Below are 22315 nucleotides of genomic sequence, written 5' to 3'. Positions count from 1 at the left end.
TCGCCGCGGCGCGGATACGTTCTGCGTCAGCACGTAAGCCAGAAAACCAGCCCGGTGGTGGAGCGTCAAGCCGATTCCACGCAGCGAACCGGTGTGCCGACGCTCACATGCGCTCGGGTTTCTGCTCCCGTCCGAGGAGTTCGGCGCCGACGGTCACGGGGTCGCTGCCCTCGTGGCACACGCGGTACATCGCGTCGGTGATGGGCATGTCGACGCCCGCGCCATGGGCCAGATCACGGATCGAGCGGCACGACATGACGCCCTCCGCGACCTGTCCCCCCACTGCCTCCTGTGCCTGCTCGATCGTCTCGCCCCTGCCGATGCGCTCACCGAACGTGCGGTTCCGCGACAGCGGAGAGGCGCACGTGGCGACCATGTCGCCGACCCCCGCCAGGCCCGCGAACGTCATCGGGTCGGCGCCGAGCTTCACGCCCAGGCGGGCCGTCTCGGCGAGTCCGCGGGTGATCAGGGTCGCGACCGTGTTGGCGCCGAAACCCAGACCCGCCGCGATGCCGCACGAGAGTGCGACGACGTTCTTGCAGGCGCCCGCGAGCTCGCTGCCGACCACGTCGTTGTTGGTGTACGGGCGGAAGTACGACGTGAACGCCGCCTCCTGCACCGCGACGGCCCGTTCGTGGTCGCCGCAGGCGAACACCCCGGCGGCCGGCTGACCCGCGGCGATCTCCTTGGCCAGATTCGGCCCCGCCACGACGACGACGGAATCGTCCGCCACCCCGGCGATCTCGCCGACGACCTGGCTCATGCGTTTGAGCGTGCCCAGCTCGACGCCCTTCGCCAGGCTGACGAGGATCGTGTCCGCGGGCAACAGCTCGCGCCAGCGGCCGAGGTTGTCCCGCAGGCTCTGACTCGGCACCGCGAGTACGACGGCGTCGGGGCCGTCGAGCGCAGCGGCGGCGTCGGAGGTCGCGGTGAGGTTGTCCGGCAGCGTCGCACCCGGCAGGTAGGCGGAGTTCGTGTGCTGGCCGGCGATCTCGGCCGCGACCTCGGGTCTGCGCGCCCACATCGTGACGTCGCGACCCGCGTCGGCGAGGATTTTCGCGAACGTCGTGCCCCACGAACCGGCGCCGAGCACCGTGACGGTCCGCACAGCGGGCCGCGCGGATCCGGGTACGGCCGAGCCGGCGTCCAGCGACCGCTCAGGCATCGCTGTCGGCCTTCGCGGGCGGCTCCTCACCACGGACGTCGGCCAGCAGTGTCGTGACCTCCGCCATGAGCAGGTCGGTCACCTCGCGCAGCACGTCCGGTGTCGGCTCCTTCTCCCGGTAAGCGCTCAGGTCCACGGGCTCGCCGACCACGTGTGTCACCGTCTTCCGGGGCAGCGGGCGGAACTTCTTGGTGTAGCCGTTGAACACCTCCTGGGTGCCCCAGCGCGCGCACGGGATGACCGGGATGTCGTTCGCCAGCGCCAGCCGCGCGACGCCCGTCTGCGAGCGCTTCGGCCAGAACTCCGGGTCCTTCGTGATCGTGCCCTCGGGGTAGATCACGATGACCTTGCCGTCCTCCAGCGCCTGGTGCGCCGCCCTGAGGCTGTCGCCCGCCGAACTCGTGCCCCGGGCGACGGGGATCGAGCCCGCGCCGGTCATGATCTTGCCGAAGATCGGGACGCGCACAAGGCTCGCCTTGGCCAGGAACCGCGGGACCCGCTTGGCCCGGTGGACGAACACCGCGTCGACGGCCGGATCCAGGTGGGAGACGTGGTTCATCACCAGCAGCACGGGGCCACTCCGGGGAATGCCCTCGAAGTTCCGGTACACGCGCTTGCTCAGGTACGCCAACGGGTAGAACAACGCCGCCGCGGCACCGACCCAGAAGCCGCCCCTCTCGCGATCCGCCAAGACTCCTCCTCGCCCACTTCCACGCTTCGGCGCTCGATCCTCCCACAGGCGCCGGACCACGAGAGATGCGAGAAGATGGCCGATGTGACCGTCACACTCCTCGTGCCGATGAAGCCGCCTCACGTCGGCAAATCCCGGCTCCGCGGAGCACTCGCCCCTGCCGTTTCGGCTGGTTCGCCGGACTTCGCAGGCCTCCGGAGCCCCGGAACGCACCCCTCACTGGTACTCGCGCTGGCACGGGACACCGTGTCGGCGGCACTCGACACGCCCGGCGTCGACCGCGTGGTGGTCGTCACAAGCGACGTCGACGCGCTCGTGGCCCTGGCCGAACTGGGCGCCGACGTCGTCGACGACCGCGGCGCCCCGGACCTCAACACCGCCCTGCGCACGGCGGAGCGGCTGATTCGCGCCGATGTCACCGCGGGAGCGGCGGGAACCAGCGGAGCGGGCGGCGCCGCGGGAGCCGCGTCACCGGGCGACGCGTGCGGCGTCGTCGGGGCGTTGCAGGCCGACCTGCCCGCACTGCGTACCGGCGACCTCGCCGCGGCACTCGCCGAGGCCGACGGTCGCCGTGCGTACACGGCCGACCGGCACGGCACCGGCACGACGTTGTTGCTGTCGGCGCCCGGGGAGCCGCTCGCGCCCGCCTTCGGCCCCGGTTCGGCCCAGGCGCACGCGCACTCCGGTGCGATGGCGGTCACGGCCGCGGCGCCGTCGCTGCGCTCGGACGTCGACACCCCATCGGACCTGCGCCACGCGCGCACGCTCGGCCTCGGGCCGAGCACCACCGAACTGCTGGGACGGTCAGGTGCCGTTCCGGCGGCCGCGTACCGACCGGAGGGTTAAACCTGCCCGCCGGACCTGCCCACGGGCCCGGCTGTTGGTGGACAATGCGTCCGTGACCAACGACGAGAGCACCCCGCCCGCTGCGAGCTCTCCGGGCGCAAGGCGGGTGACCACCGAACCGCCGCCGGAAGCGAACGTCACCGACGCCGCGAACCACGCCCTGCCCGCCGCCCTGCCCGCTGCGACCCCCACCGACCGCAGCCCCGACGAACTGCCGGACGACCGGTATTTCAACCGCGAACTCTCGTGGCAGGACTTCAACGCCCGGGTGCTGGCGCTGGCCGAGGACGAGTCCCAGCCGCTGCTCGAGCGGGCCAAGTTCCTCGCGATCTTCTCGTCCAATTTGGATGAGTTCTACATGGTGCGGGTCGCAGGGCTGAAGCGCCGTGACGAGACCGGCCTGTCCGTGCGCAGCGCCGACGGGCTCACGCCCCGGGAGCAGCTGGCCCACATCGCCAAGCGCAACCAGGAGCTCGTCCAGCGGCACAACACCGCCTTCGAGGCGCGGGTGCGGCCCGCACTGGCGGGCGAGGGCGTGCACATCGTGTCGTGGTCCGGTTTGGACGAGGCCGACCACGAGCGGCTCTCGCGCTACTTCCGGGAGCAGATCTTCCCGGTGCTCACGCCGCTGGCCGTCGACCCGGCACACCCGTTCCCGTACATCTCGGGCCTGTCGCTCAACCTCGCCGTCACGGTGCGCGACCCGGACGAGGGCACCGAACGGTTCGCCAGGGTGAAGGTGCCGAACAACGTGCCCCGGCTGGTCCGCACCGAACCGCAGCGCGACAGCCGGACGGCCACCTTCCTGCCCCTGGAGGAACTCATCGCCGCCCACCTGGGCGAGCTGTTCTCCGGCATGGAGGTCATCGAGCACCACGCGTTCCGCGTCACCCGCAACGCCGACTTCGAGGTCGAGGAGGACCGCGACGAGGACCTGTTGCAGGCGCTCGAACGGGAACTGGCACAACGCCGGTTCGGCCCGCCGGTGCGGCTCGAGGTCTCGCAGGACATGAGCGAGCACATGCTCGAGCTGCTGTTGCGCGAACTCGAGGTGGATCCGCGGGACGTCGTCGAGGTGCCCGGACTGCTGGACCTGTCGTGCCTGACCCAGCTGATGGCACTCGACCGCCAGGAACTCAAGGACCCGCCGTTCGTTCCCGCGACCCCGCCCGCGTTCGGCGAACGCGAGACACCGAAGAGCGTGTTCTCGACGCTGCGCGACGGCGACGTGCTCGTGCACCACCCCTACGACTCGTTCTCCACGAGCGTGCAGCGGTTCATCGAGCAGGCAGCCGCGGACGACAAGGTGCTGGCGATCAAGCAGACGCTGTACCGCACGTCGGGCGACTCGCCGATCGTCGACGCGCTCATCGACGCGGCCGAGGCGGGCAAACAGGTCGTCGCCCTCGTCGAGATCAAGGCCCGGTTCGACGAACAGGCCAACATCACGTGGGCACGCACCCTCGAGCGTTCGGGCGTGCACGTCGTCTACGGGCTCGTCGGCCTCAAGACGCACTGCAAGGTGTCGCTGGTCGTGCGGCAGGAGGGTTCGACCATCCGCCGTTACTGCCACATCGGCACGGGCAACTACAACCCGAAGACGGCGCGCCACTACGAGGATCTCGGCCTGCTCACGGCGGATCCGGCGATCGGGGCCGACCTGACGGACCTGTTCAACGTCCTGACCGGTTATTCGCACCAGGCGACGTACCGCAACATCCTCACGTCCCCGAGCGGCATCCGCCGCGGGATCCTCGACAACGTCTCCCGGGAGATCGAACTCGCGCAGCAGGGTCACGACGCCGGCATCCGCCTCAAGTGCAACTCGCTCGTCGACGAACAGGTCATCGACGGGCTGTACCGCGCATCACAGGCCGGAGTTCCCGTCGAGGTCATCGTCCGCGGCATCTGTACGCTCAAACCCGGCGTGCCGGGACTGAGCGACAACATCACCGTGCGGTCGATCCTGGGCCGGTTCCTCGAGCACTCGCGGATCTTCCACTTCCGCGCCACCGCGTCGTACTGGATCGGCAGCGCCGACATGATGCACCGCAACCTCGACCGTCGCATCGAAGCGCTCGTCCAGGTCCGCAACCCGAAACTGACCGCCGAACTCGACGAGATCCTCAGTTCGACGATGGACCGGCACACCCGATGCTGGATCCTCACGTCGACGGGCGAGTGGCAACCCTCCCCCGCGGATTCGTCCGAGGTCCGCGACCATCAACTGGAAACGCTACGCAAGCACGGAGCAACAGGGTGAGTACCACCACCGGGGCCACAGACGAGATCGTCGCCCACGCGGCGGGCGCGGTGCTGTGGAGGCCTGCCACGGGCGACGCGCCGGGCGTCGAGATCGCGGTCGTCCACCGGCCGCGCTACGACGACTGGTCGCTGCCGAAAGGACATCTCGATCCGGGCGAAACCGCACCGGTCACGGCGGTACGGGAACTCCGGGAGGAAACGGGCTTCCCCGCCGTACTCGGAGCATTCCTGAAACGGATCGAATACCGCGTCGCCCGCGGTAGGAAAGCGGTCGACTACTTCAGTGCACGCGCAGGCGACGGCGCATTCGAAGCCAATGCGGAAGTCGACGAACTGCGCTGGGTCGCACCGTCCGACGCGGCCCGGTTGCTGTCGTACGAATCGGATGCCGACGTCGTCGCCTGCTTCGACGCATTGCCCCAGCAGGTCACATCGTTGCTGCTCGTGCGACATGCCAAGGCGGGCAAACGTGAGAGCTGGACCGGTGACGACGACCTGCGACCGCTGAGCGACGCGGGTGAACGTCAGGCGAGGGCCCTGCGCACGGTCCTGAACACGTTCGCTCCCGACCGGGTGGTGTCCGCTCCCCTGTTGCGCTGCGTCCAGACGGTGCAGGGCGTCGCCGAGGAACTCGGCACCGAGGTGGGACACGACGACGCGCTCTCGGAGCGCAACTTCGCCGCCGACCCGGGTCGGGCGGTGCAGCGCATCGTCGAGATCGCGGTCGAAGGCGGCACCCCCGTGGTGTGCAGCCAGGGAGGCGTGATCCCGCACGCCGTGGCCACACTCGCCGACCGCGGTGGCATCACGTTGCCGCAGACCAAACCGGACGGTGTCCCGGCGAAGAAGGCCTCGGTCTGGCAGCTCTCGTTCGACCGAGTGGGACGTCTCGTCGCGGCCGGCTACCTGTCGAACCCGTTGGCCGCACCACTCGCCGTCTGAGACGGCCGGAGCAGCCCGCACGGGAGACGCCCGGGCTGCCGGGCCCGCCGTCGCTTCCCCACGGCGTCACACGCCGCACAGCGGCTCGCCACAGCGATTTGTCTGCCCACGCAGCGACGGGCCCCGCACCACCGAATGTGGTGCGGGGCCCGGCTGCGCGTGACGTGAACGACGCCACGTGAGGATGAGCCGACGAGCGGCTCACTTCTTCTTGGTGGCCGTCCTGTTCGTCGTGGACGCCTTGGCGGTGGTCTTCGCCGGCTTGGCGGCCGCCTTGGTCGTCTTCGTGGCGGTCTTCGGCGCCGCCTTGGTCGCGGGCTTCTTGGCCGTCGACTTGGCGGCGGTCGACTTCGCGGTCGTGGCCTTGGCCGTCGTCGACTTGGCCGTGGTCGACTTGGCGGCCGTGGACTTCGCCGCCGCGGACTTGGTGGCCGTGGACTTGGCGGCCGTCTTCGGCGCGGCCTTCGTGGTGCTCTTGGTCGTGCTCTTGGGCGCGGTCGACTTGGCGGCGGTCGACTTGGCAGCCGTGGACTTGCTCCCGGTCGACTTGCTCGCGGTCGACTTCGCCGCCGTGGACTTCGCCGCCGTGGACTTGGCGGCCGTCTTCGGGGCCGACTTGGTGGCCGTGGACTTCGAAGCCGTCGACTTGGTCGCTGTCTTCGGGGCCGACTTCGTGGCCGTGGCCCGGGTCGCGGTCGTGGCACGCGAACGGGTGGTGGTGCTGCGCGTGGACGACGCCGTGGAGGTTGTGCCGCGCGCGGTGGTGCCGGACACCGGCTTGGCCTTCGTGGCCTTCGGCAGCTTCTTCGTGCCGCTCACCACATCCTTGAACGTGGTGCCCGCACGGAAGGCCGGGACGTTGGTCTTCTTCACACGGACGGTCTCACCGGTGCGCGGGTTCCGCGCGGTGCGGGCGGCACGGGCGCGCTTCTCGAACACACCGAAACCGGTGATGTTCACCTTTTCACCCTTGTTGACCGTCCGAATGATGATGTCGACGAGATTGTCGACGGCCTGCGTGGCGACCTTCTTGTCGCCCAGGCGCTCGCCGAGCGCCTCGATGAGTTGGGCCTTGTTGGCCATTCCAGTCCTCCAAGAAGAACTACGTGTTACCCGGCCACACCGGCCGACATGCGCACACGGTATTACCTACGCAGCACAATTTCCAAACGGCACGCGGATTTTTCCCTTACCGGATGGGCGATCGCCGCCGAGGAGCGGCGATCGGATCCGGTTCAGGAGGTGCCGTCCGATTTCGGATGCCGGCCGGTGGGCCGAGCCGGATTCCCTTGCTGAACAGGGAATCTTCGAGGTTCTCCAGGAGGTCAGTGGCCTACTGAGGCTGCTCGGCCGGAAGCGTCACGGGCTTGTGGCCGGGCCGGTTGCGTTCGAACTCGGCGATGTCGTCGGAGTGGCGCAGCGTCAGGGCAATGTCGTCGAGCCCCTCCATCAGCCGCCAGCGCGTGTAGTCGTCGATCTCGAAGGGGGCGCTGAAGTCCTTCGCCCGCACGGTCTTCTCCGCGAGGTCCACAGTGACCGTGGTGCCGGGCTCGTTCTCGAGGATCTTCCACAGCAGTTCGACGTCGTCCTGCGAGCACTGCGCGGCCACGAGCCCCTGCTTGCCCGCGTTACCGCGGAAGATGTCGGCGAAGCGGGGCGAGATGACGACGCGGAAGCCGTAGTTCATCAGCGCCCACACGGCGTGCTCCCGCGAGGAGCCGGTGCCGAAGTCGGGCCCGGCGACGAGCACGGTGCCGCGGTCGAAGGGCTCGACGTTGAGCACGAACTGCTCGTCACCGCGCCAGGCGGCGAACAGGCCGTCCTCGAAGCCGGTCCGGCTCACACGTTTGAGGTAGACGGCGGGGATGATCTGGTCGGTGTCCACGTTGGACCTGCGCAGCGGCACTCCGATGCCGGTGTGCTCGGTGATCGGTTCCATGAGGGGTCACTCCCGGTGTGTGCGATCGCCTCTCGTGCGATCGGTGTGAAGTGGTGGTGGGTCAGAGATCTTCCGGGGACGACAGCGTGCCGCGCACGGCCGTGGCGGCCGCCACGAGCGGCGAGACGAGGTGCGTCCGGCCACCCTTGCCCTGCCTGCCCTCGAAGTTGCGGTTGGACGTCGAGGCGCTGCGCTCACCCGGCTTGAGCTGGTCCGGGTTCATGCCCAGGCACATCGAGCAGCCGGCCTGACGCCACTCGGCCCCCGCATCGATGAAGACCGTGTCGAGGCCCTCTTCTTCCGCCGTCTTGCGCACCCTCATCGAGCCGGGGACCACGAGCATGCGCACACTGTCGGCGACCTTCTTGCCGCGCAGCACGTCCGCGGCCGCGCGCAGGTCCTCGATCCGGCCGTTGGTGCAGGAGCCGAGGAACACCGTGTCGACCGCGATCTCCCGCAGCGGCGTACCGGGCTCGAGATCCATATAGGACAGGGCCTTCTCAGCGGCGTACCTGGCACCCTCGTCGCCCAGCTGCTCGGGGTCCGGCACCGTCTCGCCCAGCGGGAGACCCTGCCCCGGGTTCGTGCCCCACGTCACGTACGGCGTCAGCGCGTCGGCGTCGATGGTGACCTCGGCGTCGAACCCGGCGTCGGCGTCGGTGCGCAGTTCCCGCCACGCGGCCACGGCCTCGTCCCACTGCTCGCCCTGGGGGGCGTGCGGACGTCCCTTCAGGTACTCGAACGTGGTCTCGTCGGGCGCGATCATGCCCGCACGGGCACCCGCCTCGATGGACATGTTGCAGATCGTCATACGGGCTTCCATCGACAGCGACTCGATCGCACTGCCCCGGTACTCGAGCACGTAGCCCTGACCGCCTCCGGTGCCGATCTTCGCGATGACGGCGAGGATGATGTCCTTCGCGGTGACGCCGGGACGCAGTGTGCCCTCGACGTTGATCGCCATCGTCTTGAACGGCCGCAGCGGCAGCGTCTGCGTCGCGAGAACGTGCTCGACCTCGGAGGTGCCGATACCGAAGGCCATGGCGCCGAACGCACCGTGGGTCGAGGTGTGACTGTCGCCGCACACCACGGTCATGCCGGGCTGCGTGAGGCCCAACTGCGGGCCGATCACGTGGACGATGCCCTGTTCTGCGTCACCCATGGGGTGCAGGCGGACGCCGAACTCCTCGCAGTTCTTGCGAAGGGTGTCGACCTGGGTCTTCGACACCGGATCGGCGATCGGCAGTTCGATGTCCACCGTGGGCACGTTGTGGTCCTCGGTGGCGATCGTGAGGTCCGGCCTGCGGACCTGACGGCCGGCGAGCCGGAGACCGTCGAACGCCTGCGGGCTGGTGACCTCGTGCACGAGGTGCAGGTCGATGAAAAGCACGTCGGGTTCGGCGCCTTCACCGCGTCGTACCGTGTGCTCGTCCCACACCTTTTCGGCGAGTGTGCGGCCCCGTTTCTCCGCCATCAGGGCTCCTCCATGAACGTCGCTGGGAACTGTGGTCGCTGGGAACAATGACCATCGGGAAATGTGGTGGTCGGCCGGACTGTAGAGCACCCGAACCGTCCCAAATGGTGGACGTCCCAGACTTCGGGATTGTAGTATCGCTGTGTGGGACAGCATAACTCTGAGGCTCAGCAGAGCGGTATCGGTGTCTTGGACAAGGCGATCGCCGTGTTACAGGCGGCGGCGCAGCAGCCGTGTGGCTTGGCGGAGTTGTGCGCCGAGACGGGGTTGCCGCGGGCGACGGCACACCGGTTGGCGGTGGGGCTCGAGGTGCACCGGTTGTTGCGGCGGGGTCCGGACGGCCGGTGGCGTCCCGGGGCCGCGTTGGCGGAGTTGTCCGGTGGGACGGCGGATCCGTTGTTGGATGCGACGGCGGTCGTACTGCCCAAATTGCGGGACATGACGGGCGAGAGCGTGCAGGTGTACCGCCGGGACGGGGTGCAGCGGGTGTGTGTGGCGTCGGCCGAGCCGCCGAGTGGGCTGCGCGACACGGTGCCGGTTGGTTCGCGGTTGCCGATGACGGCGGGTTCCGGGGCGAAGGTGTTGACGGCGTGGGCGGATGCCCATACGCAGCAGGCGATTCTGGCCGAGGCGGTGTTCGGGGAGCGGACACTGTTGGAGGTTCGGCGTCGTGGTTGGGCGCAGAGTGTGGCCGAACGCGAGCCGGGGGTGGCGAGCGTGTCGGCGCCGGTGCGGGATTCCTCGGGTGCGGTCGTTGCGGCGGTGTCGGTATCGGGTCCGGTGGATCGGATCGGCCGCAAGCCGGGTGCTCGTTGGGCGAGCGATCTTCTGGACGCCGCGGAATCCCTCCAGGAACGCCTCTGACCCACCCACCCCACGCACCACGCGACCACAGGCAGGGATCCGGGGGTGAAACCCGCCGGGCTGGGGTGTGGGGGCTGGGGCGTGGGGACTGTGCCCTCACAAGACACAACGAGAAAAGCCCTATCTGCGTTTTCCGCAGATAGGGCTTTCCCGTTGTGCTCGTACCCCCGATGGGATTCGAACCCACGCTACCGGCGTGAGAGGCCGGCGTCCTAGGCCGCTAGACGACGGGGGCTTGTTCTTTTATGTTGGAAGTGAACTTACCAGAGCGGTTTGTTCGCTTCTCAGCTGGGGTACCAGGACTCGAACCTAGACTAACTGAACCAGAATCAGTCGTGCTGCCGATTACACCATACCCCAACGGACACTTCGTCCGAGTCGATCCGCGGAGCACTTCGGCTCGCCAGGCCCGTCCCGGGTCCGTATCGCGTTGTTGAAGAAAGCATAGACCACGCTGAGTGGCCGCCTGCAGCCGGGGTCCCGTCTGCTGCGCGGACGAACCGTTGCCGCAGGTGTCGCGGCAGGTTCGGCGTCTCAGCGCGGCGCGGGGACGCCCACGCGCACGAACTCGGTGACGAGCAGTTCGGGTAGGCCTGCCAACGAGGTGAGGACGTGGACGTCCGCGGGCGCCCCGCCGCGGGCCGCGTTCTCGGTGTCGTCGTTCTCGGTGTCGTCGTCGGCTACCCGCGGGGCGAGCTCGCCGTCGGGTTCGCGGTGCAGCCAGATTCCGGTGAGACCCGCATCACGCGCTCCGATGGCGTCGGTGGTGAGCTTGTCCCCCAGGTGCACGGCTTCGCGTGGGTCACAGCCGAGCTGGAGGCAGACCGACTGGAACATCGCGGGGTCGGGTTTGGCGACGCCGAGCTCGCCCGCAATGGCGACGTGGTCGAAGAACCGGGCGAGACCGAGGGATGCGAGTTTGTCGCGCTGGTGGGCGCCGGAGGCGTTCGTCACGGCGGCCAGTTGGATACCGGCGGCGGCGAGCCATTCGAGGCACGGCACGACGTCGTCGAAGAGCCGCCAGGACCGGTTCAGCAGCGCTTTGCGGCGGGTCTCGAACGCGGCCGCGGCGGCGAGGTCGACGTCCATGCCGAGGCCGCGCAGGAACGCATGGGTGCGCCGGGCATGCATGTCGGCGTAGTCGAGTTCGCCCGCGACGACGCGTGCGACGTGTTCGTCGGTGACCCGTTCCCATTCGTCCCAGATGTCGCGACGTCCGGTGAGCGCGGCGAGCGTGCGCTTGCCCGTCTCCGTGAAGTCGATCAGCGTGTCGTCGATGTCCAGGCACACGACCCGGAGTTCGGGCGGTGCCCAGACGTCGACGTCGTCACGATCGGTGTCGGCGACGGGATGGGGAGCTGTCGGGGAGCCAAGCGCAAAAGCCACTCACGCGAGGCTAGGGGTTTTTGCGTCGGCCCGACTCTGCTGACGAGGTGATATGGCCCAGTCTGTTTCGGTCCAGCTCGCCTACGCTCAGTTGCCCGGCAGTGCTCGGCGCAGCCGTCCGAGTGACACGTCACGGCCGAGCAGTTCCATCGATTCGTAGAGCGGCGGTGACACGGTGCGTCCGGTCACAGCGACGCGCACGGGGGTGAAAGCCTTGCGTGGCTTGAGTCCCAGGCCTTCGACGAGCGCGTCCTTGAGCGCCTGCTCGATGTCGGCCGCGACCCACGACGAGAGTCCTTCGAGCGCCTCGATGGCGGCCCGCAGCGCCGGTTCGGAGTCCGGGCCGAGCGCCTTCGTGGCCGCGGCCTCCTCCGGTGCGAACTCGGCCTCGTCGACGAACAGGAACCGCAGCAGATCGTTCGCCTCGGACAGCACGGCCACGCGCTCCTGCACCAGCGGCGCGATCGCGCTGAGTTTGGCCTGCTGGTCCTCGGACGGCCGGGCGGGCAGCACGCCCGCGTCGACGAGGTACGGCGTGACGCGGGCGACGAAATCGTCGTGACTCAGCGAGCGCACGTGGTTGCCGTTGATCGACTCGGCCTTCTTGATGTCGAACCGTGCGGGGTTGGCACTGACCTTGCTGATCTCGAACGCCGCGATGAGCTCGTCGACGGTGAAGATGTCGCGATCGTCGGCGATCGACCAGCCGAGCAGCGCGAGGTAGTTCAGCAGCCCCTCGGGGATGAAACCGCGGTCGCGGTAGTTGAACAGGTTCGACTGTGGGTCTCGTTTGGACAGTTTCTTGTTGCCCTCGCCCATGACGTACGGCATGTGGCCGAACTCGGGGACGAACTCGGCGAGGCCCACGCGCTGCAGCGCCCCGTACAGTGCGATCTGCCTCGGCGTCGACGGGAGCAGGTCCTCACCGCGCAGCACGTGGGTGATGCGCATCAGGGCGTCGTCGACGGGGTTGGTCAGCGTGTAGAGCGGCGCCCCGTTGGCGCGCACCAGCACAGGGTCGGGGACGGTGCCCGCCTTGAACTCGATTTCCCCGCGCACGAGGTCGTTCCAGGACAGGTCCTCGTCCGGCATCCGCAGGCGCAGCACCGGTTCGCGACCCTCGGCGCGGAAGGCCCGCTTCTGCTCCTCGGTGAGGTCGCGGTCGTAGTTGTCGTAGCCGAGCTGGGGGTCCTGCCCGGCGTCCTTACGCCGCTGCTGGACCTCCTCGTTCGTGGAGAAGGCCTCGTAGAGCTCGCCCGCCTCGAGCAGCGTGGCGGCGACGTCGCGGTAGATGTCGCCGCGTTCGCTCTGCCGGTACGGGCCGTACTCGCCCCCGGCCTCGGGCCCCTCGTCCCAGTCGATGCCGAGCCACCGAAGCGCGTCGAGCAGAGCCGCGTACGACTCCTCGCTGTCACGCGACGCGTCGGTGTCCTCGACGCGGAACACGAGCTTCCCGCCGTTGTGCCGGGCGAACGCCCAGTTGAACAGCGCGGTGCGGATCAGGCCCACGTGCGGCGTACCGGTGGGCGACGGGCAGAAGCGAGCACGAACGGCGGCGGGCTTGTTGTCAGTCATAGCCCACCCAGCGTAGCGCTGTTGACTTCCGCCGCCCGCGAGCGCATGCTGAAACTATTCAACGCACGTTGAATAGCGGTGATACCGGCGGCGGACACCGGTCGGACTCCACGCCGAGTCCCGAAGGGCGCGCTCCGGCGAAGGAACGTTGACGAGGAAACGAGGTGGTCGTGATGACCGCACGCACCGACTGCGTCATCGCCGGCGGCGGCCCCGCGGGCATGGTGCTCGGACTGTTGCTCGCCCGCGCGGGCGTCGAGGTGACCGTGCTCGAGAAGCACGGCGACTTCCTCCGCGACTTCCGCGGCGACACCGTGCACCCGTCGACACAGACCCTGTTGGACGAGCTCAGCCTCGGCGAGGAGTTCGCGACACTGCCGCAGAGCAGGCTCAACGAGATCGCCTTTCCCTCCGCGAACGGCACGCCGGTGGTCGTGGGCGATCTGCGCAGGCTGGCCCGCGTCACCCGGCACCCGTACATCGCGCTGACGCCGCAGTGGGACCTGCTGAACCTGCTCGCGAAGGCCGGCGCCGACGAGCCGACGTTCACGCTGCGCATGAACACCGAGGTGACCGGACTGGTCCGCCGCGAAGGCCGGGTCGTCGGCGTGCGTCATCGGGGACCGGACGGCGAGGGAGAGATCCACGCCGACCTGACCGTGGCCGCAGACGGCCGCCACTCGTCGGCCCGGCACGAGGTGGGGCTGGCACCGAAGGAATGGCCGGTGCCGTTCGACGTCTGGTGGTTCCGGCTCGGCCGCGACGCCGACGACACGACCGCGGCCCTGTCGCCCACCATGCACAGGGGCCGGTTCGTCATCGACATCCCGCGCGAGGGTTTCCACCAGCTCGCCTACCTGGGCCGCAAGGGCACCGACGGCGAGCTGCGCCGCCGCGGCGTCGAGGCGTTCCGCCGCGACATCGCCGAGGTCGTGCCGCATCTCGCGCACCGCGTCGACGAGCTGACGTCGATGGACGAGGTCAAACACCTCGACGTGCGACTCAACCGGCTCCCCCGCTGGCACGCCGACGGGCTGCTGTGCATCGGGGACGCCGCGCACGCGATGTCCCCGATCGGCGGTGTGGGGATCAACCTCGCGGTGCAGGACGCGGTGGCGGCCGCGACGCTACTGGCCGAACCGTTGCGCCGCGGCACACCGACGACCTCCGAGCTGGCCGCGGTGCGCAGGCGCAGGCTCCTGCCGACGGCGGCGGTGCAGACGCTGCAACGGGCGCTGCACCGCATGGTGGCCGCGCCCGTCGTGGAGGGCAGACGGCTGGGCCCGCCGAAGTCGGCCCAGCGACTGTTGCGCCGGGTTCCGGCGCTGTCGTTCGTGCCCGCCTACCTCGTCGGCATAGGACTGCGGCCCGAGCACGCGCCCGAGTTCGCCCGCAGGGAGCGGTGACTCAGGCGTTCTCCACTGGATTGGTGAGGGTGCCGATCCCGTCGATCGTGATCGACACCTCCTGGCCCGCGACGATGGGACCGACGCCCGCAGGCGTGCCGGTGAGGATGGTGTCACCGGGCAGCAGGGTCATCACCGACGACACGAACTCGATCAGCTCGGGGACCTTGTGGACCAGCTCCGAGGTGCGCGAGTCCTGTTTGGTCTCGCCGTCGACCGTCGTGCGGATGGGCAGGTCGGCCGGGTCGAGTTCGGTCTCGATCCACGGGCCGATCGGGCAGAACGTGTCGAATCCCTTGGCGCGGCCCCACTGGCCGTCGGAGCGCTGGAAGTCGCGGGCGCTGACGTCGTTGGCGACCGTGTAACCGAGCACTGCCTGCCGTGCCTGCGCCGCAGGCACGTTCTTCACGGGCTGGCCGATGATGACGGCGAGTTCACCCTCGAAGTCGACCTGCTCCGACTGCTTCGGCCTGCGGATCGGCGCGTTCGGACCGATGACGGTCGTCGACGGCTTGAGGAAGATCATCGGCTCGGCCGGGACCTCGTTGCCCATCTCGCGGGCGTGGTCGGCGTAATTACGGCCGACGGCGATCACCTTCGTGGGCAGGATCGGCGAGAGCAGGCGGGTGTCGGCCAGCGGCCACTTCCTGCCGGTGTAGTTCGGCGTACCGAACGGATGGTCGGCGATCTCCGAGACCATCGTGTCGTCGCTGTCGCCGTCTCCGTCCACCGAGACGAAGGCGACACCTTCCGGGTGAGCAATCCGAGCCAAACGCACGGTCCCCATCGTAAACAGTGGCGCGGAGCGTCTCCGTTTGGGCGGTGGTGGGCGACGGGCGGGCGTACCTGGGGCGCGGAGCGCCTCGTTGTGGGTGGTGGCGGGCCCCGTGTTCTGCCACTCGGCACCGCGTGTTCTGCACTCGGCACCATGGCGACCGCTCCACGGCGGTACACCCCGCGAGGGGAAGACCCGTCGCGCCCACCCGGTGCCCGACCTGCCCCCTCGCGGACACGCCTCACGTGACTGCGTTCGATGCAACCACGGTGCCCTTGGTGCAGTGGTTCGCCCGTGGCGACGGCGTCAGGACGCCTCGGGAGTGACGCGGAGGGCCTTGTGGGCGAGCGCGTCGCACAGCGCGAGCCAGCTGGCCTCGACGATGTTCTCGTGTACGCCGACGGTGGTCCATTCGCGCTCGCGGTCGGACGACTCGACGAGCACGCGGGTGACCGCGCCGGTGCCCTGGCGGTTGACGAGGATGCGCACCTTGTAGTCCGACAGGGACATCTCGTCCAGCCACGCCAGGTGCGGCGACAACGCCTTGCGCAGCGCGGCGTCGAGCGCGTTGACCGGGCCGTTGCCCTCAGCCGTGGCGATGACCCGCTCGCCCGCGACGTGGACCTTCACCGTCGCCTCGGACACGATCTCACCGTCGGTGCGGTGGTCGAGTACCACGCGGTACGACTCGAGGGCGAACGGCGGGCCCACGGGTTCCCGCCCGTCCGATCCGGCGATCTCCCGCCGCATCAGCAGTTCGAGCGAGGCGTCCGCCGCCTCGAACGACCAGCCGCCCGCCTCGAGATCCTTCACCTTGTGCACCGTGTTGCTGAGGGCGCGGGGGTTGCCCGCGAGGTCCACACCGAGTTCCTGCCCCTTGAGTTCGAGGCTCGCCTTGCCCGCCATCTCCGTGACGAGCACGCGCATGTCGTTGCCGACCTGCGCGGGGTCGATGTGGTTGTACAGCAACGGGTCCACTTTGATCGCGCTCGCGTGCAGCCCTGCCTTGTGGGCGAAGGCCGACGACCCGACGTATGCCTGGTGGGTGTCGGGTGCGATGTTCGCGATCTCGGCCAGCGCGTGCGAGACGCGCGTCAACTCGGCGGCCCCTCCTGTGGGAAGGACCTCCATACCGAGCTTGGCCACGAGGTTGCCGGTGACGGCGAACAGGTCGGCGTTGCCTGCGCGTTCGCCGTAGCCGTTGGCGGTGCACTGCACGTGGGTCGCGCCCGCCTGCACGGCGGCGATGCTGTTGGCCACGGCGCAGGACGTGTCGTCCTGGCAGTGGATGCCGATGCGCAGCCCGGTGCGCTCACGCACCTCGCGCACCGTCTCGGCGAGACCCAACGGCAACTGCCCTCCGTTGGTGTCACACAGGACGGCGACGTCGGCGCCGGCCGACCCCGCAGCGTCCAGCACGCGCAGTGCCGTGTCCGGATCGTAGGCGTAGCCGTCGAAGAAGTGCTCCGCGTCGAGGAACACCCGCCTGCCCTCGCCGACGAGGAACTTCACCGTGTCGGCGACCATCGCGCATGCCTCGTCGACGTCCACACGCAACGCACGCTCGATGTGGCGGATGTCCGATTTGGCCACGAGGGTGACGACCGGCGCCTGCGAATCGAGCAGCGCGCGCACCTGCGGGTCGTCACCGGCCGCCACACCGGAACGCCGTGTCGATCCGAACGCGACGAGCGCGGCGTGCTTCAGCTGCAGTTCCCCCGCTGCGGCGCGGGCGAAGAACTCGGTGTCCTTCGGCATCGCGCCGGGCCAGCCGCCCTCGATGAACCCGACACCCAGCTCGTCGAGGTGCCGTGCCACGGCGATCTTGTCGGCGACCGAGTACGAGATTCCCTCACGCTGCGCACCGTCGCGCAGCGTCGTGTCGTACAGGTGGAAGTCATCGCCGAGCGGGGTGCCTGCGGGTTCCGTGCGGGTCACGGGTTCGTCTCCTCGTCGCGGTGCCGGACAAAAGCGGAATGGCCAACAACTGGGGCCGGTGGCGAGCCGACTGCGGCCGTCCGCGGCCACAAAAAAGACCCCCCGCGGGAAGATGCGAGAGGTCTGCGCGCCGGGTGCCTACGGGGCACTTACCCGGCGCGCCTGCCAATAATGATCACGCGAAACGTGTCCATGGACGCCGAGCATGCCATATCGCCGGCAGCCGCGTCCAACCACTGGGCGCAGTTCCCACATTCCGGACACGCCGTCCGCCGGTCCGGCACCGCCGCCGGGCCCGAACATGCGAAGGGCGCCCCGACCCTCGGCCGGGGCGCCCTTCGCGGGAGCTCAGCGTGTGCTCAGAGAGCGGGCCGCGGCGCCGCGTTGGACGACACCAGCGCGGCGAGCCGGTCGCCGATCGCCGTCGTCGTGCCCGGCGACGCCTGGTCCCGCGTGGCGAGATCGAAGGCGACCGACGCCTCGATGCGGCGGGCGGCCTCCTTCTCCCCCAGGTGGTCGAGCAGCAGCGACACCGACAGCACCGTCGCCGTCGGGTCTGCGACGTTCTGCCCGGCGATGTCGGGGGCGCTGCCGTGCACGGGCTCGAACATGCTCGGGTTGCGCCCCGAGATGTCGAGGTTGCCGCTGGCGGCCAGGCCGATACCGCCGGTCACGGCGGCCGCAAGGTCGGTGATGATGTCGCCGAACAGGTTGTCGGTGACGATCACGTCGAACCGGCTGGGGTCCGTGACCATGTGGATCGTCGCGGCGTCCACGTGCGAGTACGCCACCGACACCTCCGGGTACTCGAGCGAGACCTCCTCGACGATCCGCGACCACAACGATCCGGAGTGCTCCAACACGTTGGTCTTGTGCACGAGCGTGAGGTGCTTGCGCGGGCGCTCGTTGGCGCGGCGGAAGGCGTCCGACACGACCCGACGGATGCCGAAGGCCGTGTTCAGGCTGACCTCCGTGGCGATCTCGTGTTCGGTGTCCTTGCGCAGCAGTCCGCCGTTGCCGGCGTAGGGCCCCTCGGTGCCCTCCCGAACGACGACCATGTCGATCTCGCCCGGGTCCGCCAGCGGGCCCTGCACGCCCGGGTACAGCCGACCGGGGCGGAGATTGACGTGGTGGTCGAGCTCGAACCGCAGGCGCAGCAGCAGACCGCGCTCGAGGATGCCGCTCGGCACGCTCGGGTCACCGACCGCGCCCAGCAGGATCGCGTCGTGCTCGGCGAGTTCACCCAGCACCGACTCGGGCAGCAGTTCACCCGTCGAGTGCCAGCGGGACGCACCGAGGTCGTAGCTCGTCGTCTCGGCGTTCGGGACGACCTCCCCGAGCACCTTGAGCGCCTCGGAGACCACTTCGGGCCCGATCCCATCACCCGGGATCACAGCGAGCCGCATCCTCACACCTCCGTCAGATCGGGCCCCATCGACCGCGGGTACCCCATTCGCATCCAAAGCCAGCGACGGCAGGTTACCGGGCGTCGACGAACTGTCGACCCACGACCACCCCAACGGCCCATGCGACCCCCTCGCGGGTCCCCCGGCCGGTGGCCTCACGGCTGTGCCCGGGACCCCGCGCTGAGCTCCCTCCCGCGGCATCGGCCCAGCGGAGTGTCCACCCGTCGGGACGGCCGCCGCGGGAGGGCTCACCCCGTCCGCTCAGCCGTCGGTCGTCGAGACCGTGCGGTGGTCGAGTCCGTGCACGCCGATCGTCGAGGCCCGGCTGCCGGAGGCGTTGTGGTGGCTCAGCACCAGCAGGCCCTCGGCCGATTCCGCCGAATCCGGGTGCCGCGTCACCGTGAACGTGTCGCGGCGGCCCGCCACGTACGAGAGCGCCGCACCGTCGGCACCCGCCACGGTGTACTCGGGGTTCAGCGGGTCGAAGATGATCGGCTCGTCGATCGTGTCGACGTCGCCGGTCTCCGGGTCGCCGTAGTACCCGGAGACACCGACCGTGTAGCCGATCTCGTGCGCGGCGGCCGCCGGGTCGATTCCGAGCGCGCTCAACGACACCGGCAGCACCGCCACGTTGCTGTCGAACGTGTTGGTGTCGACATCGCCGAACTGGCCGTTGACCGGTTGCAGGTCCACAGTGGAGCCGTCGGCGAGTCGCACGGTGTGGGCGACCAGCACGTCGGTGGACGGCATCGGCATGGCGTATGTCTCGTAGTCGGGCCGGCCGTCACCGTCGGTGTCGGTCTGGACGTACGGGATCGTGTGCCCGCCGAGGCTCGACCAGTTGCCCCACGTGGACAGTCCGAACGCGAGCAGCGCATCGTCGCCCTCGCCCACCGATGTGGCACCGACGTGGCGCAGGTCGCCGCCCTCTGCCGTCTCGTTGACGGTGCACTCGCTGGTCTGCTCACCGAGGCACGGCGGCAGCTGCGGTGAACGGGCGTGCAGCTCCATGATGCTCATCAGCGAGCGATACGCCTCGCTGCCGGACCCCTGGTCCAGGCCACGCCCCCGCACCCGCACGTCCGCGGTGTCGGAGCCGCCGCGGAACGCGATGTTGCGCGAGTGGTGCAGCTTGGCCACCGGCTTCGGCGCGGCGTGCACCGGCAGCCGCAGCGTCGCCCCGTCGCCCTCGGGCTGCAGCACCATGCGGCCCGCCGCCTCGGCGACGAACTGCCGCGGCGCGCCGAGCTGGTTCCGCTCGAGCGTCGGGTCGATCGTCTTGCGCATCGCCGACGGGTCGATCCGCAACGTCACGGTCACGTGGGCGCTGCCGCCCGCGGGCACGGTCACCGATTCCTTCGAGAGCTCGTAGCTCACGCCCGGCATCGTGGAGGAGGCCTCGTGGCCGACCGAGTACGTCGCGGTCTCGTCGCCCTTGTTGACGATGCGGACGACCTTGCGCTTCGTGGTCGGACGCGCGACCTCGAGCACGCCGAACGACACGCTGACGGCCTCGCGGTCACGCAGCGAGTACGCCATCACGTCGTTGTCGACCGCGGCCTCGGCATCGATGCGGCCTGCGCCGACGCGCTGCGGCCCGACGACCGTGCCGTCGGAGGTCACCTCGTGGGCCGCGGTGTTCATGACCGAGTTCTTGACCTCGGTCGCGGTCCAGTCCGGGTTCACCTCACGCACGAGCGCCGTGATGCCCGCCGCGTGCGGCGAGGCCATCGACGTACCGGACATGACGGTGGCGGCGTCCCCGCCGCCCATGAGGGCCGAGGCGATCGTGTCACCCGGTGCGGCCAGGTCCGGCTTCACGGCCGGGCCGCGCACCCCGCGCGAGCTGAACGAGCTCGGAGTGTCCTCGATGGACTCGTCCTCGGTGGGAAGCGACGTGCGACCGTCGCCGGACATGGTGATCTCGAGGGTGCCCGCGTCGAGGGCGGGGCGCAGCTTCTCCGTGGCCTCACCGGTCAGCTGGAACACGGGAACGTCCTCGTTGCCCGCGATGGCCGCGCCGAAGTTCTGCAGGCCGGAGGTGAACACGACGCCGGCGGCACCGGCCGCCGTGGCGTTGTCGGCACGGGCGCCCGAGCCGCATTCGCGCGTCCCGTCGTTGTCGTCCCATTCCAGCCAGACGATCCCGCCTTCGGCCGTGGCCGCGTCGGACTCGGAGTACTCGCCGCAACCGTGGGCGTTGCCCTCCGACAGCGCCACGACCGGCTTCGTGATGTCGAGGGACTCGTAATCGGTGTAGTACAGACTGAACTGCCCGGCCACCCGACCGGCCACATCGGACGGCGCGGCCACTTCGACCGCGTCACGCAGGACGTAGGAGTCACGGATACTCGCGACGCCGAGGCCCTCCCGCGTGTTTCCGGGGCTGCCGCCGACGTCGTACAGGTCGCCGCCGTTGCCCGCCGACATCACCGGCAGCACGTCGTTGTCGACGAGCTTGCGCACGAAGTCGGCCTCCGGGTCGTCCGGCGCGCCGTAGTCGCTGCCGACCGACATGTTGACGACGTCGAGCTTGTCGGAGAAGTCGCCGTCGCCGTTCGGGTCGAGCGTCCAGTCCATCGCCTGCGCCATGACGGCCGTCGACCCGGCGCAGCCGAACACCTTGATGTCGTACAGCTCGGCCTTGGGGGCGCTGCCCGGTGCGACCTTCATGTCCATCAGGTCGTCGCCGTCGAGCTTCGAGTAGTCACCGGTGAACGTCGACCCGTCGGCCTCGACGCCGTAGCCCGCCGCGGTACCGGCCACATGCGTGCCGTGGTCCATGCAGGGCAACGGGTTGGGATCGGGGTTCGGGGTCTCGGAGCCGTTCTCACCCGAGGCGTCGTAGTCGTCGCCGACGAGGTCCGTGCCGCCCGCGACCTTCGCCGACGGGAACAGCTCCGGGGCCTCCTTCGTCGGGTCGACCGACTCGTACGCCTCCTTGGTGCCGGGCCCGCCGAACGTGGCGTGCGTGTAGTCGATCCCGCTGTCGATGACGCCCATCTTGACGCCCTCGCCGTAATGCCCCGTCCGCTGCCAGACGTCGACGGCCTTGGTCAGCTGGTCCGCACCGGCGTTCTGGTGCTGCTTCGGCACGATCGGCTTGACCGACACGACGTCGTCGCGCCGCGCCAGTTCACGCAGCCGCTGCGCGTCCGCGGAGACGACGGCGCCGACGATCGCGTTGGCCGTGCGCGCCAGTACGGTCGTGCGCCCGTCCGACGCCCTGAGACCGCCGACGACCTTGTCGACGGCGCCGAGAGCGGACTCCCTGGCACGCTTGGCGGCCGCCGCGGCGGTCTTCGTCCCGTTGGCCTTCTCGTCGTTGAACGCGTCGACCGCCGCCTGCTTCCTCACCTCGACGAAGGCCGACACCCGGCCCTGCGCGTCGGCCAGGCGCGGCGAGATGCCGTCGGGAGCGAGGCCCGGGTCGAGGTCGGCCGACGCGGCCGGCAAGGGGTCGATACTCGCCGCGTCCCGCGCCGACGCCCCGCCCGCCGCGAACGTCGCGGCCAGCAGGGCGGTCGAACAGGTCGCGAGCAGTCGTGCTCGCCAGCGATGCATATTGGGGCGCCCCCAATGGGTCGGGAGGTTGACGATCGATAGTCAGCCAGCCAACACCATCGGGGGCGTCACCCAATAG

General features: G+C 69.6%; 16 protein-coding genes and 2 tRNA genes. 5 read left to right on the top strand and 13 right to left on the bottom strand.

The features are described 5' to 3' along the window. Positions 1–103: 103 nt before the first annotated feature. Positions 104–1165 carry an NAD(P)H-dependent glycerol-3-phosphate dehydrogenase gene (locus FHS23_RS16485; RefSeq protein WP_183656350.1) on the bottom strand — a complete coding sequence of 354 codons (1062 nt, stop codon included), beginning with the start codon at positions 1163–1165 and terminating at the stop codon, positions 104–106. After that, positions 1158–1856, bottom strand: coding sequence for a lysophospholipid acyltransferase family protein (locus tag FHS23_RS16480; protein WP_183656347.1), 699 nt, complete (start codon positions 1854–1856; stop codon positions 1158–1160). The genes FHS23_RS16485 and FHS23_RS16480 overlap by 8 nt, the downstream gene beginning before the upstream one ends. A gap of 84 nt (positions 1857–1940) precedes the next feature. Between FHS23_RS16480 and FHS23_RS16475 the strand changes: the two genes are divergently transcribed. From FHS23_RS16475 to FHS23_RS16465, 3 genes are read left to right on the top strand one after another with little or no spacing between them, the layout of a single operon-like run. Further along, positions 1941–2702, top strand: coding sequence for a 2-phospho-L-lactate guanylyltransferase (locus tag FHS23_RS16475; protein ID WP_183656344.1), 762 nt, complete (start codon positions 1941–1943; stop codon positions 2700–2702). 34 nt (positions 2703–2736) lie between these two features. After that, positions 2737–4965: an RNA degradosome polyphosphate kinase gene (locus FHS23_RS16470; protein ID WP_183656340.1), complete on the top strand. Its 2229-nt coding sequence runs from the start codon at positions 2737–2739 to the stop codon at positions 4963–4965. Then, positions 4962–5909: an NUDIX hydrolase gene (locus FHS23_RS16465; RefSeq protein WP_343054013.1), complete on the top strand. Its 948-nt coding sequence runs from the start codon at positions 4962–4964 to the stop codon at positions 5907–5909. The genes FHS23_RS16470 and FHS23_RS16465 overlap by 4 nt, the downstream gene beginning before the upstream one ends. Positions 5910–6110: 201 nt before the next feature. Here FHS23_RS16465 and FHS23_RS16460 read toward each other — a convergent pair whose 3' ends face one another. The 3 genes from FHS23_RS16460 to leuC form a co-directional block, all read right to left on the bottom strand. Next, positions 6111–6992, bottom strand: coding sequence for an HU family DNA-binding protein (locus FHS23_RS16460; RefSeq protein ID WP_183656334.1), 882 nt, complete (start codon positions 6990–6992; stop codon positions 6111–6113). A 250-nt stretch (positions 6993–7242) separates the two neighbouring features. Further along, positions 7243–7848: a 3-isopropylmalate dehydratase small subunit gene (gene leuD, locus FHS23_RS16455; protein WP_183656331.1), complete on the bottom strand. Its 606-nt coding sequence runs from the start codon at positions 7846–7848 to the stop codon at positions 7243–7245. A gap of 61 nt (positions 7849–7909) precedes the next feature. Beyond that, positions 7910–9322 (bottom strand): 3-isopropylmalate dehydratase large subunit, encoded by a 1413-nt coding sequence (gene leuC / locus FHS23_RS16450; protein WP_183656328.1) that lies wholly within the window; start codon positions 9320–9322, stop codon positions 7910–7912. Positions 9323–9466: 144 nt separating this feature from the next. On the opposite strand from leuC, the gene FHS23_RS16445 reads away from it, so the two are divergent. Further along, positions 9467–10186: an IclR family transcriptional regulator domain-containing protein gene (locus tag FHS23_RS16445; RefSeq protein WP_183656325.1), complete on the top strand. Its 720-nt coding sequence runs from the start codon at positions 9467–9469 to the stop codon at positions 10184–10186. Between the two features lie 162 nt (positions 10187–10348). On the opposite strand, the gene FHS23_RS16440 is transcribed toward FHS23_RS16445, so the two are convergent. The 4 genes from FHS23_RS16440 to gltX form a co-directional block, all read right to left on the bottom strand. Beyond that, positions 10349–10421: transfer RNA gene (locus FHS23_RS16440), tRNA-Glu, on the bottom strand. Positions 10422–10474: 53 nt separating this feature from the next. Further along, a tRNA-Gln gene (locus tag FHS23_RS16435) sits at positions 10475–10546 on the bottom strand. Positions 10547–10720: 174 nt separating this feature from the next. Then, positions 10721–11572 (bottom strand): HAD family hydrolase, encoded by an 852-nt coding sequence (locus FHS23_RS16430; protein WP_425501134.1) that lies wholly within the window; start codon positions 11570–11572, stop codon positions 10721–10723. An 87-nt stretch (positions 11573–11659) separates the two neighbouring features. Next, positions 11660–13147 carry a glutamate--tRNA ligase gene (gltX, locus tag FHS23_RS16425; protein WP_183656322.1) on the bottom strand — a complete coding sequence of 496 codons (1488 nt, stop codon included), beginning with the start codon at positions 13145–13147 and terminating at the stop codon, positions 11660–11662. A 173-nt stretch (positions 13148–13320) separates the two neighbouring features. Between gltX and FHS23_RS16420 the strand changes: the two genes are divergently transcribed. Next, positions 13321–14553 carry an FAD-dependent oxidoreductase gene (locus tag FHS23_RS16420; RefSeq protein WP_183656320.1) on the top strand — a complete coding sequence of 411 codons (1233 nt, stop codon included), beginning with the start codon at positions 13321–13323 and terminating at the stop codon, positions 14551–14553. Position 14554: 1 nt separating this feature from the next. Here the strand turns inward: FHS23_RS16420 and FHS23_RS16415 are convergent, their stop codons facing one another. The 4 genes from FHS23_RS16415 to FHS23_RS16400 all read right to left on the bottom strand — a co-directional run bounded on the left by FHS23_RS16415 (position 14555) and on the right by FHS23_RS16400 (position 22236). After that, positions 14555–15331, bottom strand: coding sequence for a fumarylacetoacetate hydrolase family protein (locus FHS23_RS16415; RefSeq protein ID WP_183656318.1), 777 nt, complete (start codon positions 15329–15331; stop codon positions 14555–14557). Positions 15332–15634: 303 nt separating this feature from the next. Beyond that, positions 15635–17266, bottom strand: a complete 1632-nt coding sequence (gene cimA / locus FHS23_RS16410; RefSeq protein ID WP_183656316.1) for a citramalate synthase — start codon at positions 17264–17266, stop codon at positions 15635–15637. A 359-nt stretch (positions 17267–17625) separates the two neighbouring features. Beyond that, on the bottom strand, positions 17626–18672 hold the full coding sequence (locus tag FHS23_RS16405) for a 3-isopropylmalate dehydrogenase (RefSeq protein WP_183656313.1): 1047 nt from the start codon (positions 18670–18672) through the stop codon (positions 17626–17628). Positions 18673–18933: 261 nt separating this feature from the next. After that, on the bottom strand, positions 18934–22236 hold the full coding sequence (locus tag FHS23_RS16400) for a S8 family peptidase (protein ID WP_183656310.1): 3303 nt from the start codon (positions 22234–22236) through the stop codon (positions 18934–18936). Between the last annotated feature and the right edge of the window lie 79 nt (positions 22237–22315).

Origin of the sequence: Prauserella isguenensis, from assembly GCF_014191605.1 — a bacterium.
GTDB lineage: Bacteria > Actinomycetota > Actinomycetes > Mycobacteriales > Pseudonocardiaceae > Prauserella > Prauserella isguenensis.
The sequence above is the reverse complement of the archived record's forward strand: the minus strand, read 5'-3'. Positions and strand labels throughout refer to the sequence as shown.